General features: G+C 48.2%; 14 protein-coding genes and 1 other annotated feature. All 14 genes read left to right on the top strand.

The features are described from left to right. Nucleotides 1-195 precede the first annotated feature (195 nt). The 14 genes from hemA to AB4Z30_RS27860 all read left to right on the top strand — a co-directional run bounded on the left by hemA (nt 196) and on the right by AB4Z30_RS27860 (nt 18,552). A complete protein-coding gene (hemA, locus tag AB4Z30_RS27925; protein WP_441930858.1) occupies nt 196-1,581 on the top strand; it encodes a glutamyl-tRNA reductase in 1,386 nt (461 codons plus the stop codon). A gap of 14 nt (nt 1,582-1,595) precedes the next feature. Then, nucleotides 1,596-2,423, top strand: coding sequence for a cytochrome c biogenesis protein CcsA (gene ccsA / locus AB4Z30_RS27920; RefSeq protein WP_441930877.1), 828 nt, complete (start codon nt 1,596-1,598; stop codon nt 2,421-2,423). A gap of 5 nt (nt 2,424-2,428) precedes the next feature. Further along, a complete protein-coding gene (locus AB4Z30_RS27915) occupies nt 2,429-3,079 on the top strand; it encodes a precorrin-2 dehydrogenase/sirohydrochlorin ferrochelatase family protein (protein WP_441930856.1) in 651 nt (216 codons plus the stop codon). 2 nt (nt 3,080-3,081) lie between these two features. Next, nucleotides 3,082-4,035, top strand: coding sequence for a hydroxymethylbilane synthase (gene hemC, locus AB4Z30_RS27910; RefSeq protein WP_441930854.1), 954 nt, complete (start codon nt 3,082-3,084; stop codon nt 4,033-4,035). A gap of 4 nt (nt 4,036-4,039) precedes the next feature. Further along, the gene (gene cobA / locus AB4Z30_RS27905; RefSeq protein ID WP_441930852.1) at nt 4,040-5,596 is read left to right on the top strand and encodes a uroporphyrinogen-III C-methyltransferase; all 1,557 of its coding nucleotides are present in this window, start codon (nt 4,040-4,042) and stop codon (nt 5,594-5,596) included. 99 nt (nt 5,597-5,695) lie between these two features. Continuing rightward, nucleotides 5,696-6,697 carry a porphobilinogen synthase gene (hemB, locus tag AB4Z30_RS27900; protein ID WP_441930850.1) on the top strand — a complete coding sequence of 334 codons (1,002 nt, stop codon included), beginning with the start codon at nt 5,696-5,698 and terminating at the stop codon, nt 6,695-6,697. A gap of 22 nt (nt 6,698-6,719) precedes the next feature. Continuing rightward, a complete protein-coding gene (hemL, locus tag AB4Z30_RS27895) occupies nt 6,720-8,024 on the top strand; it encodes a glutamate-1-semialdehyde 2,1-aminomutase (RefSeq protein ID WP_441930848.1) in 1,305 nt (434 codons plus the stop codon). Beyond that, complete coding sequence (locus tag AB4Z30_RS27890) at nt 8,021-8,941, top strand: RluA family pseudouridine synthase (protein ID WP_441930846.1); 921 nt, start codon at nt 8,021-8,023, stop codon at nt 8,939-8,941. The genes hemL and AB4Z30_RS27890 overlap by 4 nt, the downstream gene beginning before the upstream one ends. Nucleotides 8,942-9,133: 192 nt before the next feature. Continuing rightward, nucleotides 9,134-10,687, top strand: coding sequence for a LysM peptidoglycan-binding domain-containing protein (locus AB4Z30_RS27885; protein ID WP_441930844.1), 1,554 nt, complete (start codon nt 9,134-9,136; stop codon nt 10,685-10,687). A gap of 164 nt (nt 10,688-10,851) precedes the next feature. Beyond that, nucleotides 10,852-11,131 (top strand) — a binding site (T-box leader). 84 nt (nt 11,132-11,215) lie between these two features. Beyond that, complete coding sequence (locus AB4Z30_RS27880) at nt 11,216-13,879, top strand: valine--tRNA ligase (protein ID WP_441930842.1); 2,664 nt, start codon at nt 11,216-11,218, stop codon at nt 13,877-13,879. Nucleotides 13,880-13,968: 89 nt separating this feature from the next. Beyond that, nucleotides 13,969-15,345 carry a bifunctional folylpolyglutamate synthase/dihydrofolate synthase gene (locus tag AB4Z30_RS27875; protein WP_441930840.1) on the top strand — a complete coding sequence of 459 codons (1,377 nt, stop codon included), beginning with the start codon at nt 13,969-13,971 and terminating at the stop codon, nt 15,343-15,345. 56 nt (nt 15,346-15,401) lie between these two features. Then, nucleotides 15,402-16,721 carry a UDP-N-acetylmuramate--L-alanine ligase gene (gene murC / locus AB4Z30_RS27870; protein WP_441930875.1) on the top strand — a complete coding sequence of 440 codons (1,320 nt, stop codon included), beginning with the start codon at nt 15,402-15,404 and terminating at the stop codon, nt 16,719-16,721. 187 nt (nt 16,722-16,908) lie between these two features. Beyond that, entirely contained in the window at nt 16,909-18,162 is a 1,254-nt protein-coding gene (locus AB4Z30_RS27865) for an SPOR domain-containing protein (RefSeq protein WP_441930838.1), read from the top strand. Between the two features lie 147 nt (nt 18,163-18,309). Then, complete coding sequence (locus AB4Z30_RS27860; RefSeq protein WP_441930836.1) at nt 18,310-18,552, top strand: DUF4321 domain-containing protein; 243 nt, start codon at nt 18,310-18,312, stop codon at nt 18,550-18,552. Nucleotides 18,553-18,634 lie beyond the last annotated feature (82 nt).

Here is an 18,634-nt window from a genome sequence, read left to right as displayed (position 1 = left end):
AACGGTGAACATTGGTGAGACACTACAATAAATGACAATGCATATGATAATCATCATGTGGATTTCATAAACATTTCATAAAAACGGGCGAGTGGTGGACGTGATGTGTGATATAATTAACTATGTCATTCTGAATTGGATAGAGATATACAGTAAGCACTTTGATTGGAAATTTATTAGGCAGGTGAACTTGCAATGCACATCGTTGTTGTTGGTTTGAATTATCGCACGGCGCCTGTAGAGGTCAGAGAACGATTCACATTTGCAGAAAAGGACTTGTCTGAAGCGCTGCAGCAGCTCAAGCTGACCAAGAGTGTATTGGAAGGTGTAATCGTAGCCACTTGTAACCGTACGGAATTGTACGTTGTGGTCGACCGTCTTCACATGTGCGGTTATTTTATTCGAACTTTTATGGAGCAGTGGTTTAACGTTCCACGGGAAGAATTTACGCAACACTTATATATATATGAGGATGATCAAGCCATGCGACATCTGTTCCGGGTCATTTGCGGACTGGATTCAATGGTCATTGGAGAGACTCAGATTCTTGGCCAAGTGAAACAGGCTTTTTTCAAAGCGCAGGAAGAGAGAGCAACCGGCACTTGGTTTAACAAACTGTTCAAACAGGCAGTGACCTTGGGCAAACGAGCGCATTCGGAGACTTCCATCGGGGAGAGTGCCGTTTCTGTCAGCTATGCTGCGGTTGAACTCGGCAAGCGGATTTTTGGTATGTTCACAGACAAGAAGGTGCTTATCTTGGGTGCCGGCAAAATGAGTGAACTTACGGTTAAACATCTGTATGCCAACGGGGCATCTGAAGTTATTGTAGCCAATCGTACGCTCGCCAGAGCGGAGGAGCTTGCCAGCAAATTCCGGGGAACGCCATGTACGATGGAGCAAGCCCTGACCAGACTGGGTGAGGTTGATATCGTCATCAGTTCCACTGGAGCTGAACGTTATATTCTCGATGCAGGCATTGTTCGGGAAGGTATGAAGCGCCGGCAATCACGTCCGCTGTTCCTCATTGATATTGCAGTACCACGCGATATTGATCCGGCGATTGGCGAAATCTCTAACGTATTCCTATACGATATCGATGATCTGGAAGGCATTGTGGAGAGTAATCTGGAGATGCGTAAGGTGGAAGCGGCGAAGATTGAGAGAATGATTGAGCTAGAGATGGAAGATTATTACCAATGGCTCAGAACACTTGGTGTTCGTCCAGTCATTCGGGCATTGCAAGAGAAGGGCGTGTCTATTCACGAAGAAACGATGGATAGCCTGTTTAACAAGCTGCCAGAGCTCGATGAGCATCAGCGTAAAGTCATTCGTCGATTGACTAAGAGTATTGTGAATCAAATGACGACCGATCCGATCAACCGGATCAAGGAAATGGCAGGTACGAAGCAAGGTGATGAAGCACTGCGCATGTTTACGCAGATTTTCGCGCTGGAGGATGCAGTTGATATGGCTGCTGAAAAAGTGAATCAGAGTGACGCAACAGCTCTGGGCAAACCAGCGGTTCACCTTAACGAAAACCGGCAAGAACCCGTGCCGGCTTATATTCCGGCAGGCGTATAAGGCAGGTGAGCAGCATGACCCTTGCTGAACAAGTCTATGAGGCTTTAATTTATATGTATGCCCTGAGCCTACTGTTCTATTTCTCGGACTGCATTCGACGCAATGCGGGGGCGAAACGGACAGGCACAGGGTTTCTTGTTGTTGTTTGGGGATTGCAGGTAACCCATGTTATTCTGCGCATGTGGATGGAAGGTCACTTCCCTATTTATACTACCTTTGATTTTCTGTTTATTTTCTCTTTCAGCATCGTTCTGATGTCATTGATTATGACTCGGGTACAGCGCTCGGAGTTTGTTATCTTGTTGCTCAACATCGTTGGATTCTCGGTGACCGTACTGAACCGGTTATGGTTTACAGCAGGTGAAATCTCGCTGCACAATTGGCAGACAGTTCATGGTTTGCTGATTATGCACATTACGCTAGCCAACCTGGGCTTTGCAGCACTCACGGTTGCTTCCGTATTCGCTTTGTTGTATCTATTCCTTCATCACAAGTTGAAAAACAAAAAATGGAATGACACGGTGCGGCGTCTGCCCAGCCTGGAGGTCATTGGAAAATATATGGATGGCGCAACACTGATTGGTACGCCGCTTCTGGGAGTATCTGTTGTGCTGGCTGTGTTGTCCATCGTGGCGGAACGGCGCTGGCATCTATTGCTGGATCTGAAGGTCATTTCGACAGGTCTGGCGATTGCCATCTATTTTGGCTATTTTATCGTGAAGAGAAGAAAACAGTTTTCGATGATGGTCATGTCCAGATGGACATTGATTGGCTATGCGCTTGTCATCATCAGCTTTTTATCCAATGCGTATTCGGCGTTTCATCGCTGGACGGGAGAGTGAAGGGTATGGAACACTACACGCCGATTTATGTGAATATTTCAGACAGATCCATACTTGTGATCGGCGGCGGGCGTGTCGCTGAGCGTAAGGTGAGGGGATTATTGCAGACGGAAGCCCGAATTACGGTGGTTAGCCCTCTGCTTACGCCTGCTCTCGAACAATTGCATCAGGAATTCCGAATTGATTGGATAGCCCGGTCCTACCGCAATGGAGATTTGCGGGGGGCCTTTCTCGTATATGCTGCAACGGATGATCAGAATGTGAATCATGCTATAGTTCAAGAGGCTGAAGCGGAGGCAATACTGGTGAATGATGCGATGTCTTCTGGCAATAGCAGCTTTATTACGCCGAGTGTGGTCAGACGAGGGCGGTTAAGCATCGCCATCTCGACTGCCGGTGCAGGACCTGCTGCGGCAGCCGAGATTCGTGCTTTGCTTGAACAACAGTTTGGAGATGAATACGAGACGTATCTTGATTTTTTACACCAGATGAGAATGGAGATCAAGTCCCGTGGACTGCCTCCAGTTGCGAGAAGAACATTGCTACGGCGTCTGACGGAAATGGATATGCTGGATACGATACGTGCGGGGCAGTTTGAGTGGTGGACCGAAGAAGAAATCGGGAACTGGATATCCCGTAATCAGGAGGAAATGTAGATATGCGTACAATTAAAGTGGGCAGTAGACAAAGTGCTCTGGCGTTAACACAGACCGGATATGTGATTCAAGATTTACGTGATATTTGTAAGCGGGAAGGTTTAGCTTTTGATTTTGAGGTACATAAGATCGTAACAAAGGGAGACCTCATTCTGGATGTTACGTTGTCCAAAGTGGGCGGTAAAGGATTGTTTGTCAAAGAGATCGAACAGGCGATGCTGGAGTGCACCATTGATATGGCTGTACACAGTATGAAGGACATGCCTTCCGAGCTTCCCGAAGGTCTCGTGAACGGTGCAGTTCCCCGGCGGGCAGATCCTCGGGATGCACTTGTATCTCGTGGCGGCCTTACACTGGACCAGTTGCCAGAGGGTGCACGGGTTGGGACAAGCAGTCTGCGCAGATCAAGCCAGTTGAAGGCCTATCGCCCAGACCTGCAACTGGAATCTATCCGCGGTAATATCGACTCACGGCTGCGGAAGCTTGAAACCGAAGGACTGGATGCCATTATTTTGGCAGCAGCTGGCTTGTCTCGAATGGGCTGGGAGGATCGGATTACGGAATATTTGTCTGAGGAAGCTTGCCTTCCGGCTGTGGGCCAAGGGGCTCTTGGCATTGAGTGCCGCGAAGATGATGAGGAATTACTACATTTGCTGTCTCTCTATAACGATCCGGCAACAGCTTCGCCAGTCATGGCAGAGCGTCGTTTCCTGAGCGTGTTAAACGGAGGTTGTCAGGTACCGATTGGTGCACATGCGGTGTGGATTCCGGAAGATGCAGATTCCCTGAACAGTGAAAACAAGTTACAATTAACGGGAATGGTTGGTACGCCGGATGGAGGACTGATCTTGAAGGAAACATTGAGCGGTAAAGATCCGGTTCGCCTGGGAGAAGAAGTGGCCTGGAGATTAATTGATCGCGGGGCTGAACAGATACTGGCAGAAGTTAGGGGATGAAGGCATGGTGGGGAAAGTCTTTTTGGTAGGTGCGGGTCCTGGAGACGCAAGACTGATTACGGTAAAAGGATGGGAGAGCATCGGCAAGGCAGATGCCGTTGTTTATGATCGGCTCGCAAGTCCACGATTGCTGAAACTAATGAAACCCGGTGCAGTTAAAATTTATGTGGGGAAACGCCCGGATCGACATACGATGAAACAGGAAGAGATTAACCAGCTCCTTGTGGATCTGGCTCTTGAAGGCAAAGTGGTTGTGCGTTTAAAAGGTGGAGATCCGACCATATTTGGACGGGTAGGGGAAGAAGCGGAATTGTTGCACAAAAACGGCATTCCGTTTGAGATTGTACCTGGTGTAACAGCAGCAATCAGCGTGCCTGCGTATGCGGGTATTCCGGTGACACACCGGGATTATGCCTCCTCCATCTCCATCATTACCGGACATGAAAGTCCGGACAAGCTGGATCGCAGCATTCAGTGGGATAAAGTAACGAATGCAACGGGCACACTGGTGTTTATGATGGGTGTTGCCAAGATTGGTTATATTAGCGAGCAGCTCATTCGTCATGGTCGTCCGGCTACTACCCCCGTGGCGCTTGTACGTTGGGGGACTCGGGCGGAACAGGATACCATTACGGGAACGCTGGAGGATATCGAAGCCAAAGTCATTGCGGCGAATTTTCAGCCACCAGCTGTGATCGTCGTTGGAGATGTGGTCAGACAGCGGGAGCAATTGAAATGGGCTGAGGTGCTGCCGCTGTTTGGCAAACGAATTCTGGTTACCCGTGCCCGCAGTCAGGCGAGTGAACTGGTGAATCGTATTGAAGAACTCGGTGGTGAACCCTATGAGTTCCCGGTCATTGAAACGGTTATGCCGTCGAGCGAATCCTCCAAACAAAGTGTCAAAGATGCACTGAGTGCGTTAAATACATTTGATTGGGTCTTTTTCACAAGTGTCAATGGTGTAGAGTTTTTCTTCCGTCATCTGGAAAACGAAGGTAAGGACATTCGCTCGCTTCATCTGGCCAGAATCGCAGCCGTGGGACCATCCACGGCAGAAGCGCTGCGCAAGCACGGGATCGCGCCTGAAGTTGTTAAAGGGCCTTTTCAAGCAGAAGGCATGCTCGAAGCGTTTGAAAGTGAGTTGAAGGCAGGCCAGAAGGTGCTGATCCCTCACGGCGATCTCGCGCGGTCTTGGTTACCGGAGCAATTGAGAGAGCGAGGATTGCACGTTACCGAGGCAATCATATATGATACCATCCTTGCGGGTGAGGATGATGACGAATTACTCAAACTGCTTGAAGAGGGTGGTATTCATGCGGTGACCTTTACCAGCTCATCTACGGTGAAGAACTTCATGAAGATGCTGAAACGAATGGGTGTGGAAGATCCGTTGCCGCTACTAAAAGGAGTAGAGGTTGCGTGTATTGGACCAGTTACCGCTGAGACCGCGGAGGCTGCCGGGCTAGAGGTTACTCTTATGGCGAAGGAAGCCACGATGACTAGCCTGATCGATGTTTTATGTGAATGGAAACGCGCTGCCGCAAGTGTTGGTAGCAATTAAGCTGGATTAGCTGTGGTTAAACATATGAAGCGTGCTGAATTCGTGAAGAACCGGCGCGCTTCCCTTTTTGCAAATGAAATTCAGGGAGGCAAATGATAAATGGGTTTTCCAATCGTACGTCATCGCCGGTTACGTCAATCGTCAGGTATTCGCAACATGGTGAGAGAGACACATCTGACAGTGGATGATTTTATTCAACCGATCTACGTCACATATGGTGAAAATGTAAAGTCTGAGATTAAATCAATGCCAGGCGTATTCCGTTTCTCGCTGGATCGTCTACAGGAAGAAGTCAAAGAAATTGCTGAACTGGGTATACCGGCTGTACTGTTGTTCGGTATTCCGGAAACAAAAGACAGTGTGGGTTCATCCGGTTTTGCAGAGGATGGCATTGTGCAGGAAGCGACGAGATTGATCAAATCCTGGTATCCTGAATTACTGGTGATTGCAGACACTTGTCTATGTGAATTCACCGACCATGGTCACTGTGGCATGGTGCATACTACAGAGATTGACGGACATATCTGCGGTGATGTTCTGAATGACGAGTCCTTGGAATTGCTTGTTAAAACAGCGGTATCGCAAGCCAAGGCAGGCGCAGATATTATTGCACCTTCGAATATGATGGACGGTTTTGTACAAGCGATCCGTACCGGGCTGGATGAGAATGGATTTAATCATATTCCAATCATGTCTTATTCCGTTAAGTATGCTTCGGCATTTTACGGTCCATTCCGTGAAGCTGCAGATTCCACACCGCAATTCGGGGATCGAAAATCCTATCAGATGGACCCGGCAAATGCTCGGGAAGCGCTGCGCGAAGCTGAAACGGATGTGCTGGAGGGAGCGGACATGTTGATGGTCAAACCATCATTGTCCTATCTCGATATTATGCGTACCATTAAGGATCAGTTTGATCTTCCGCTCGTGGCTTACAATGTAAGCGGGGAGTATGCAATGGTTAAGGCGGCCGCAATTCAAGGATGGATTGATGAGAAAAAGGTGGCTATGGAAATCCTGCTCAGTATGAAACGTGCCGGGGCAGATATGATTATTACGTATTACGCCAAAGATGCATCCCGCTGGTTGGCTGAAAAGTAAATTTAAATTAAGGAGGATGTTCATGACTGCACAACAAGGCAATCGCCGCAATGATGAGCGCTCACGCAGCGCATTTGAGGAAGCCAAGCAGTACATACCTGGAGGGGTGAACAGTCCGGTTCGGGCGTTCAAATCGGTCGGACTCACGCCGATCTATGCCGAGCGTGGGGAGGGCTCCAAAATCTACGATATTGATGGCAATGTGTTTATTGATTACGTAGGTTCATGGGGTCCACTGATTATGGGACATGCTCATCCTGAAGTCGTGGAGGCACTCCGGCAGACAGCCCTGAAAGGCACAAGCTTCGGTGCACCAACCCTGCTTGAGACAGAAATGGCAAAGCTTGTATGCGAGCGTGTGCCTTCTATTGATATCGTGCGCATGGTGAATTCCGGTACGGAAGCAACGATGAGTGCCATTCGTTTGGCTCGCGGGGCAACTGGACGTAGTAAGATTTTGAAATTTGAAGGCTCCTATCATGGACATGCAGACAGCTTGCTTATCAAAGCTGGATCGGGAGTCGCTACGCTGGGCTTGCCGGACAGCCCGGGAGTACCTGAAGGGGTGGCTTTGAATACCATCACGGTTCCTTATAATGATTTGCAGTCCGTGCGTCTGGCTTTTGAAAAATTTGGAGAAGAGATTGCGGCTGTGATCGTTGAGCCGGTTGCTGGCAATATGGGTGTCGTGCCTCCCGCTACTGGTTTTCTGGAAGGATTGCGCAGTGTGACTAAGGAGTATGGAAGCCTGTTGATCTTTGACGAAGTCATGACAGGTTTCCGTGTAGGACTTAACTGTGCACAAGGCCGATTTGGGGTTACACCGGATTTGACATGTCTGGGTAAAGTTATCGGCGGCGGGCTTCCAGTAGGAGCTTATGGTGGTCGCCGAGATCTGATGGAACAGATTGCGCCGACAGGACCAATCTATCAGGCTGGTACACTAAGTGGTAATCCGCTCGCAATGGCGGCAGGTTATACGACGCTGAAGCTACTGACACCAGAAGTTTATGATCGTCTGGAGATGTTGTCTGCACGTTTGCAGGCTGGATTCGAAAAAAATGCAACAGAAGCAGGCGTTGCGGTGACGATCAACCGTGTCGGTTCAATGGTATGTCCATTCTTCAGTGACGTGCCAGTAACGAATTATGATATTGCAAAGGAAAGCAATCTGGATCAGTTCCGCCGTTATTTTGCAGCGATGGTTGATCAAGGAGTTAGTGTGGCGCCTTCCCAGTATGAAGGGATGTTTGTGTCCGGTGTGCATACGGAGCAGGATATCGAGGATACCATTGAGGCCAACCGTAAGGCTTTGCAGTCACTATGAATATAAAAAGCTGGAAACGTCGCGGTCAATGGCTTGAACTGATGCCAGGCAAGGCGGTGATTGGAAAAGAGGACAGACAAGCTGCTGCTGAACAGTGGCTCCTGTCTGAACTCGAGTTCCCGGAAAAGCTATTGCGCCAGCTCAAGGCAACCCAGGGAGTACAGCTAGCAGGGGACCGGCTTCGGCTGGCCCTTTTTGCTGTGCAGCCGTTAGATGTGGAGCCACGTTGGTCTGATCTGGATGTGTTGTACGAAGATGATTTCTGCCTCGTTGTGCACAAACCAGCCGGAATGAAGCTTCACCCGGATGGCAGTCGTGAAGAACAGACAATAACGCTGGATCAAGCGGTGGCTTCGCACTACCAGATGAATGGAATCGAAACCAGTGTGCGTCATGTTCATCGTCTGGATGAATATACGACCGGCCCTGTTTTATATGCCAAAAATGCTTTTGCGCTCGCCAAACTTGATGAAGCGATGCGCCGTAAAGCGATCCATCGCCAGTATGTTGCTATCGCAGGCGGCCAAATAGCGAGTGATCTTCGCAAGATTGATGTGCCGATCGGCAAGGACAGGCATCATAAGCAACGCAGACGTGTCTCCGAAGCAGGACAGGATGCGGTCACTCATGTGGACATCGTAAACGCATGGGAAAAGGCAACGCTCGTACGTTTGAAGCTGGAGACCGGACGTACCCATCAGATTCGCGTGCACCTCAGCTATGCGGGTTATCCTCTTGTCGGTGACAAACTGTATGGAGGTCGCCCAGATCCCATTGGGAGACAGGCATTGCATGGCGAAGTGCTCAGCTTTAAGCATCCTCTAACCGGAGCTTTAATTGAGGTGCAGGACCCTTGGCCAGTCGATTTCGAACAATTGGCAGCGAGGGAGAGTAACAGCGTAAAAGGACAGACCTGATATAGCAGGTCTGTTTTTTAATTCTTGCTTCTTCATTCCTCCAAAAATGGATGAAACCAGAGCAGGCTTTTTCACAAAAGGTGGCATGCCCATCTCTTTTAAGGCATATAGATGGGTAACGAAGGATTGGACCATGGATCAGTCCCATGAGAAGGATCATGGTGAACATATGCCGAAAGGAGGACGCCACCTTTGTTGAATCAACCTTATGGTTTACGGTTCGATATTTATGAGCGCGTTCATTTGTCTGAGGGAGTGCCGGCTATTGAGGAACTAGAGGAAATTGAATTATATCCCCGCATTCAAGTGATTGGACAGGACGACCATGCTACCTTGAGGGGGCATCTGCTGCTTACAGGAACGTACCGGGGAGAGAGCGAAGATTCGGAGGAGTTAAAACATTTTATTCCTGTCGAGATTACCGTGCCATTGAACAGGGTGAGATCCATTGATGACATTTCAATTGAGATTGAAAATTTTGATGTAGACCTGTTATCTAGCCGGAGTTTGAATATTACAGGTGTATTGTCTTTGCGAGGTATTGAAGGTTTCCCGGCAGAGGAGCCACAAGTGTGGTCGGCCGACGAATTCACGGTTGTTCATTCTCCCGAAGTTCAGCCTGACAGCAGGGAGAGCGAACTGGGTAAGACAGATCATTCCGAGTTGTCGGAACAAGCCGGGTTGCGTAATGAAGAGCAAGAGCTGGCGAATGCGGCTGAGCTTGCTGCGTACGGTTCTCCAGAATCTGCTGATTTGTCTCTGAGAGTTGAAGAGCAATCGGGGTATGAAGAGCTCTCGCAAGCCTACTGGAACCAGGCAACAGCCGAGCCTTTTACATCTGATGCTGCTCCTTTGGAAGAACCGGATGAAAATAGACAGCCTGATTCGGGTGAGGGAATTCTACCATCACAAGCATCGAATGAAATGGTTGAAGCCCCTTCTCCAATCTCATCGTTCATGGCCGAAACGGCTGACAGATTGGCTTCTTATCCAGAATCCGAGCCATTGCTTCCGATAGAGGATGAAGCCTCGGCATGGCCCGAACCTTCGGTAAATAGTGCACCTGAGAGTTCAGGATCATGGAGTCCAGATACGTCTGTGCAGGCCCGTTCTGAAACAACATCGAAGCCACTTGTGGAGACTGCACCTGATGTATGGCACTTTGAAGAAGCTCGGTCCGTGGGCCCGCAAGCAGAGCAATTGATTTCGAGTGCTCCAGCACAGGCTCAGACAGAGAACTGGCAAGATGTATTTGCGACATCCGAAGCGGCTCAGTCTGAAGAGGAGCGGCCTTCTGTTGAAGCTGCGGAAGAAGGGGGTCTTTTACAGAACGACGGGACTGTCCCTGAACCGATCGCTGAGATGGAAGACAAGCCGGAATTGAAGGTTGCTTTTGGCAGTAAGAAGGAATCGGCAAGAAGAGAAGAAGAGGGCGTAGGCATTTCTTCTCTGTTGTCTTCCGGCCGTGCTGTCCGTGAAGGTGAGGGCGAACGCAGCGAGGAAATATCAGCTGGAGTCGTTCCGGAAGAGGATAGTCAGGCAGAAGATGTGGAATGGAAAAATCTGTTCCTGGGTACGATCGTGGATCAGACGCCTTTCCGCAAAGTCAAACTGTGCATCGTACAGCGCGAAGAAACACTCGATGCTATTGCAGACAGGTACCAGCTTAGCACCAGAGAGCTTCAGTTATATAATCGATTGACCGAACAGGTTGTTGAAGAAGGACAGATTCTATATATTCCTTAGTCAAACTTACTAAGGTAATCCTAGTTTAAGCTACCCGTAATCCTTGGCCAGGATTACGGGTTTTACTTGTTTTTTAACATTACAGTTGTCCGATAGCCTGGTTCCGCTGCTGCCAGGTTGACTATCACTCACGAGCAAGGTATGATGTGTTTAGGTTTTTTTGAATAATGACGTGGATCGGGAGTAGTAGACAGTATGACCTTTCAGAGAGTGGAATCGATACGCTGTGAGATTCCGCAGGAACCAACTGATCGAAGTCGCCCGGGAGTTGCCTGTTTGAGTACTTGAGGTGGATGTGTTAATTCACTAACCTCGGAGGTAGGATGGGCCGGTCGCAGCCGTTATCTGCTTGAAGTGTCACGCCAGATACAGAGGATAGATGGTTATTCTGTTGTCAGCGTGAAACAAAGGTGGTACCGCGAAAGCTAACCTTTCGTCCTTTGATGGATGAAAGGTTTTTTTTGTTTTTTTTGCCCTAATAATGAGTTTAGGGGCTATGATGAAGATGAAGTAACGGAGGAATGACACATGTCTGAACAAAAAAATGCAACAACCGAAATGCCGACAACATACGATCCGAAGGCTGCAGAGGACAAATGGTACTCCACCTGGACAGAGCGCGGGTATTTCCAAGCGGGTAAACGAAAGGATGCCGAGCCCTATACTATTGTAATTCCACCCCCAAACGTAACGGGGATGCTTCACATTGGGCATGCGCTTGACTTCACATTGCAGGATATCCTTATTCGTACAAAGCGGATGCAGGGATACGATGCACTTTGGCTTCCAGGCTCTGACCATGCAGGGATCGCGACCCAAACGAAGGTGGAGCAGAAGCTGCGTGAAGAGGGATTGACGCGGTACGATCTGGGACGGGAGAAGTTTCTGGAGAAAGTATGGGACTGGAAAGACCAGTACGCTACAACCATTCGTCAGCAATGGGGTAAAATGGGGCTATCGCTGGATTATTCGCGTGAACGTTTTACACTGGATGAAGGTCTGTCCAAAGCGGTGCGTAAAGTGTTTGTACAATTGTATGAAAAAGGCCTCATTTACAGAGGTAAACGCATTATCAACTGGGATCCGGTAAACCGTACGGCGCTCTCAGACATTGAGGTTGAATATAAAGAAGTTCAGGGACATCTCTACCATCTGCGTTATCCGCTCAAAGACGGAAGTGGTCACATTACTGTGGCAACGACACGTCCGGAAACAATGCTGGGTGATACCGCTGTTGCTGTTCATCCTAAGGATGAGCGTTATGCTGACATGATCGGCAAAACTCTTGTGCTGCCAATCATTGGACGCGAAATTCCGGTCATTGCAGATGATTACGTAGACAAAGAGTTCGGCAGTGGCGCGGTGAAGATTACTCCAGCACATGATCCGAATGACTTTGAAGTAGGTCTTCGTCATAATCTCCCACAGATTACAGTGATGGATGAGACTGGCACGATGAATGCTGAAGCAGGCAAATATCAGGGACTAGACCGCAGTGATTGCCGTAAACAAATTGTGGCTGATCTGAAAGAACTGGGTGTTTTAATTAACATTGAAGACCACCTGCATCAGGTTGGACATAGTGAACGTACGGGTGCAGTTGTAGAGCCTTATCTGTCCACACAATGGTTTGTTGAGATGAAACCTCTCGCCGAGAGAGCGATTCAGAAACAAAAAAGTGGAGATGGTGTAAACTTTGTACCCGAACGTTTTGAAAAAACGTATTTGAACTGGATCGAAAATGTTCGTGACTGGTGTATTTCACGTCAGCTTTGGTGGGGACATCGTATTCCTGCTTGGTATGACGAAGAGACTGGTGAAATTATTGTCACTGCTGAAGACCCAACCACGATGCCTGAATATGCAGGACGCAAGTTGAGACAGGATGAAGATGTCCTGGATACATGGTTCAGCTCTGCGCTCTGGCCTTTCTCCACACTGGGATGGCCGGAAGAAACCGAAGATTTACAGCGTTATTATCCAACGAATGTGCTTGTAACCGGATATGACATCATTTATTTCTGGGTGTCCCGTATGATCTTTACGGCATTGGAATTTACCGATGAAATTCCGTTCAAGGATGTGTTGATGCATGGTCTTGTACGTGACGCAGATGGACGGAAGATGTCCAAATCTCTTGGTAACGGTGTAGACCCGCTGGATGTTATCGAGAAGTATGGTGCAGATGCAATGCGTTACATGATTTCGACTAGCAGTACGCCGGGACAGGATTTGCGTTTCCGCTGGGAGCGGGTGGAGCAAGCACGTAACTTTGCCAACAAAATCTGGAACGCTTCCCGCTTTGCATTGATGAACCTAGAAGGGTTCACTTACGAGGAACGTGACATCAGCGGTGAGCTGGGAACAGCGGATTATTGGATTTTGCACCGCCTGAACGAAACTTCCCGTGATATTACGCGTCTAATCGATGCGTATGAATTTGGGGAAACAGGCCGCGTATTGTACAACTTTATCTGGGATGATCTGTGTGACTGGTATATCGAATTTGCCAAGCTGTCATTCTACGGAGAAGATCCGGTTGCGAAGAAGAAAACACAATCAGTGCTGGCTTACGTGCTGGATCAGACTATGCGCCTGATTCATCCGTTCATGCCTTATATCTCCGAAGAGATCTGGCAACATCTGCCTCATGATGGGGAGACGATTACACTTGCTTCCTGGCCGGTATACGACCCTGCGCTAGAGAATCCGGAAGCTGTTGCCGAGATGAACTTGCTCATGGATACCATTCGTGCCGTTCGGAACATTCGTGCCGAAGTGAATGTGCCAATGAGCAAAAAGATCGAATTAATGGTCAAAGCGAATAGTGATGAAACGTCCAGCATTATTGAGCGCAACAGTCATTACATCAAACGCTTCTGTAACACATCCGAATTCGAGAGTGGATTGGATCTGAGTTCGCCAGAAAAAGCCATGACAGCGATCATCACGGGAGCAGAATTGTACTTGCCGCTGGCTGGTCTGATTGATATTGAGCAGGAAGTAGCTCGTCTGGAGAAAGAACTTCAGAATCTCGAAAGTGAAGTACTCCGCGTGGAGAAAAAACTGGCGAATGAAGGTTTCGTAGCAAAGGCTCCCGCTAAAGTCATTGAGGAAGAACGTGCCAAACAAGCAGATTATTCCGATAAACGGGATAAAGTCATCGCACGGATCAAAGAACTGAAGGGTTAATATCCAAAGGGTCGGATGGATTGCTTGCTGCGCCATCCGGCTGCTTTTTTCAATCTTCAATCAAACACAGAGAACCGAAGGTGAATTAGATGACGGAATTAAACGGAACAGATACAGCAACTCCTTTACAAACTTACGATGAGGCCGTGGACTGGATCAATGGCCTTATTCCTTTTGGTATCAGGCCAGGGTTGGAACGAATCGAGAGTTTGATGTCAGAGCTTGGCAATCCGCATCAACGGCTCAAATTCATTCATGTCGCGGGAACGAACGGTAAAGGTTCGACTTGCGCTTTTTTGACGTCAGTGCTGCTTCAAGCGGGATATGATGTTGGAACGTATACATCACCTTATATCACCAAGTTTACAAATCGTTTTCAATATAACGGTGAAGACATCCCAGAAGAAACGTTGTTAAAATTGTCGAACCGCTTACGTCCACTCGTGCTGGAGATGGCTTCTACACCGCTGGGTTCACCGACGATGTTTGAAGTGTCTACGGCTTTGGCACTGCTTTATTATGCTGAAGAGTGTTACCCGGATATTGTAGTATGGGAGACTGGGCTGGGGGGAAGGATGGACGTAACGAATATTGTTATTCCAGTCGTGTCCGTCATCACTAATATCGGTATGGATCACACGGATTTGCTTGGAGATACCATCGAGCAGATTGCATGGGAAAAGGCAGGCATTATTAAGCCTGGTGTACCTGTTGTGACCTGTGCGGTACAGCCTGAAGCCGTAAAGATCATTCAGGAGCGAGCGAAGCAGCTGAAATCAACGGTTTATCTGGCTGGAGATCAATTTTCCTACCGCAGACTCGATAGCAGCAAGGAGGGGCAAAGTCTTCATTTTTCGGGCCCATTCCGTGATTTGAACATTCACATTCATATGCAAGGGATATATCAATGTGATAATGCTGTAGCCGCATTAATGTCTCTCGAATTACTGAGACAATATATGGCATTTATGCTGGATGAAGACGATATTAAACTTGGATTTAAAAATGCCTTTTGGGCGGGTAGATTTGAGAAAGTCACTGACAATCCTCTGATTATACTTGATGGTGCTCATAATCCCGAAGGGGCAGAATCGCTTGCCAAGAGCATTATCGACGTATATCCTCAAAAAAAGTTAATTTTGATGATGGGTATGCTGGCGAATAAGCATCACGAAGCATATTTGCAGCATATACTGCCACTAGTGGATACGCTGATCCTGACCGAGCCAGATTTCCGCCGTAAAATGGCTGCAACCGAACTGTTGCAGATTGTAGAACGGGTACGTCCCGCCATTGCGAAGCAGGAACTGGATGTCATTGTCGAGCCTGAATGGGCAAAGGCACTTGATCTATTGAAGTCACGGACGGAAGCGGAGGATCTGGGGGTGGTTTCCGGCACGCTTTATCTGATTGCGGACGTGCGGGCAGCCCTTTTGCATCAAACCGATTCTGAAAAAGGTTGGTGAAAGTTTTGTTAAACACATCGGAACACGTTCATTTTATAGGGATTGGCGGTTATGGCATGAGTGCCATCGCCCGGGTTATGCTGGAGATGGGATATACCGTTACCGGATCGGATGTCGCTTCACAGGAGTTGACGGAGAAGTTGGCAGCCAAAGGGGCGAAAATATATATTGGACATACCGCAGAGCATGTGAATGGAGCAGATCTGGTAGTCTACTCTACAGCAGCTCCTGCGGATAACGTAGAGCGTGTCGCTGCTGAGCAGCTAAACATACCTATTCTTCACCGCGCGCAGATGTTAGCGCGTTTGTTAAACGAGCGCAAAGGCGTGGCCGTAGCGGGGGCGCACGGCAAAACGACGACTTCTTCCATGATTGCGCTGGTCATGGAGCAATGTGATACAGATCCGACCTATATTATTGGTGGAGAGATCATGAATTTGGGTACGAATGCCAAAGCAGGACAAGGCGAGTGGGTTGTTGCGGAAGCGGATGAGAGCGACGGCTCCTTTTTGCAATACCATCCTTGGCTCGGCATCGTAACGAACATTGAAGCTGACCATCTGGAAAATTATAATAGTGACTTTGAGGAGCTCAAAAAAGCCTATGTACAGTTTCTGAGTCAGATTCGTCCAGAGGGTACAGCGATTGTGTGCGCTGATGATGAAAATGTGCAGGCCATTTTGCCGCATCTTAAATCCCGCATTACCACTTATGGCATCGATCAGGCAGCGGATTATACGGCTACAGATATCGTACTTGGGGACCGCCGCATTTCCTTCACCATGAATCATCAAGGAAGTGCAATGGGAACAGTAGAGTTGTCAGTACCTGGTAAACACAATGTTTATAATGCGATGGCTACAGTGATTACCTGTCTCGAGGCAGGCATTCCGTTTGAGAAGATTACAGCGGCTATCGTGCAATTCCATGGGGCTAAACGCAGATTCCAAGTGCTGGGTGAAGCGCGTGACATGCTGATTATCGACGACTATGCTCATCATCCTACAGAAATAGAAGCTACGATCAGTGCGGCGAAAGCAACAGGCAAGCGTATTATTGCCGTATTCCAGCCACAGCGTTACACACGTACATTTTTCCTGCTGGATGCGTTCAGTCGGGCTTTTGCCGAGGCGGATGAGGTGCTGATTACCGATATCTACTCTCCTGCCGGCGAAAAGCAAATTGAAGGAGTGCATTCGGCCAGACTGGTTGAACTAATTGTGCAGAATAGCAATGCTACAGCAAGATACTTGCCTACCAAAGAGGAAGTTGTTGCTGATCTGCAGCCAAGGCTGCAACCGGGGGATCTTGTGCTTACAATGGGTGCAGGGGATATTTGGAAAGTGGGCGACACACTGGCCAAAGGTTTGAAATAACTATTCAAATGTGAAGTTCTGTTTATATCGTATTCAAAACGTCTGTCTTCTTCATGAAGCAGGCGTTTTTTTGTATGTCACATACATGAGTGAATTATATGCGGGAAATGATTTTTACCGACTCATGGAATATTGTCCTCATTGCAATCATATAGCTGATATAAATGGGACAAAGGAGAGGGTACGGGTGAGCAATGCCAGAATGACGTTTCGCTTCGGAGATCAAGAGTCGGACAAGCTGGAGAGCAGGGAAACGCCGACATCCAGTCCGCTGGTTACAAGGAACGAAGAATTATCTAATGCCTTCCAACCGCAGCGGAATTCTGAACCAGGCACAAACCATACGACAGTACCATCATGGACAGCGGAGGACATGCCTGTGGACTGGGGAGGAACGATTCTGGCAGACGCTTCCCGTTCTGGATCGGATCGTTTGGAGTACACGGATTCGCTGAACTACCGGAATTTGGATCCAGAGTTGGATTTTGCTCCTCGTACAAACGATGTAGACTCCCCTTCAAATCAGGATGAGCATTATGATCCCTATGAGTCTGAGCGAAGTCACGATCTGGATCAAGGACATAACTGGATGGTCGAAACAGAGAATTATTCATATAAACGAAATCGCCCTCCCAAAGGGTGGAAGATGATTGGGTCTGTTTCAGGGGCATTGGTAACTGGAGCTTTGTTTGGGATGGTTATTTTGTCCTTCTTTAACAAGGAGAGCTTGGTAAAACCGGATGAGATGCTTCCTGTGAATCAAACCATTGTTGCTGAAAAAGATCAGGAGGGGAGTGCTGGAACAACAGGACAACTTGGAGTTTCCTCAGTGGGCGGTACATATTATGCATTGCAATACGGGGTGTTCAGTTCCCCGGAACGAGCGGAGCAAGCGAAGCTTGAACTCACTCAAGCAGGCATCGCTGCTGGTTCAGATCCGGAAGATGGCAATCGTATCTATGCAGGCATCTCTGCTGATCGTGAGGAGGCCAAGCTCCTTAGTACCAGACTAAAGTCCCAGGGAGTTGAATTGTATGTAAAAGAGATCGTTAACCCGGAAATAAATCCGGAAATTTTCGGTAACAAACAGGAGGATGTCGCTCTTTTTTTCAACAGCAGCTCGGCTCTTGTCGATCAGTTATCAACCCTGTCGATCCAGCAGCTGGGTCAGTCGGTGCAAGCGGCTATTGTACCGGATATGATGGCAGCACTACAGACTCAGCATCAAACGTGGATGACTGGGATAAAGAGCCTCATGCCAGGAATGGCGGCCGATGTGCAACCGGTCATGTCCAGCATGGAGAAATCCATGAACAGCGCTATAACAGCAGTGGCGGAATATAATAAAAATCCAGATGTCGTTCATATGTGGGCAGTCCAGTCGAATTTGATGGAGTATGTGTTGCAACAGAAAAAGTGGCTTGAGTCGATTAAGCAATAAGAAAATCTCTTCCCATAACAACGACTTTAAATCCCTATCCGGCAAGGAACTGGAAATAGTTCCCCCTGCCGGATTTGTGTTTGTATTGACGTACAAAACCCCGTATAATAATGTGGGTGTCAAAAAATGGCGAGGGAAGATTAACCGATGAAAAAAAACTTCGGCGTGTTATTATTGTTTCTGCTGCTCGGCTGGATGGCTGGAGCGTGGATCGCCAAGGCACTGCAGCCTGTAAAGGCCGTAGCCTTTCTAACCAAGGTCACAACGATTAGTTGGTCGCCTCAGGCTGATCTGGATATTTTCAGTTATGACCTTTCATTTCAATTTCAAATGAGCCTCTTAAGTCTGATCGGTATTATTGCAGCAGTATGGCTGTATCGCAGACTGTAGGAGAATGACGAATGTTGACCAAAAAAATAAACTAGTGACATCTATTATTGTGATTCGGACAGGTGTTGCCACAGTATAAGGA

The sequence above is a fragment of the Paenibacillus sp. 2TAF8 genome (assembly GCF_052114825.1).
Lineage (GTDB): Bacteria > Bacillota > Bacilli > Paenibacillales > Paenibacillaceae > Paenibacillus.
This window is presented reverse-complemented; position numbering and strand designations above follow the sequence as displayed.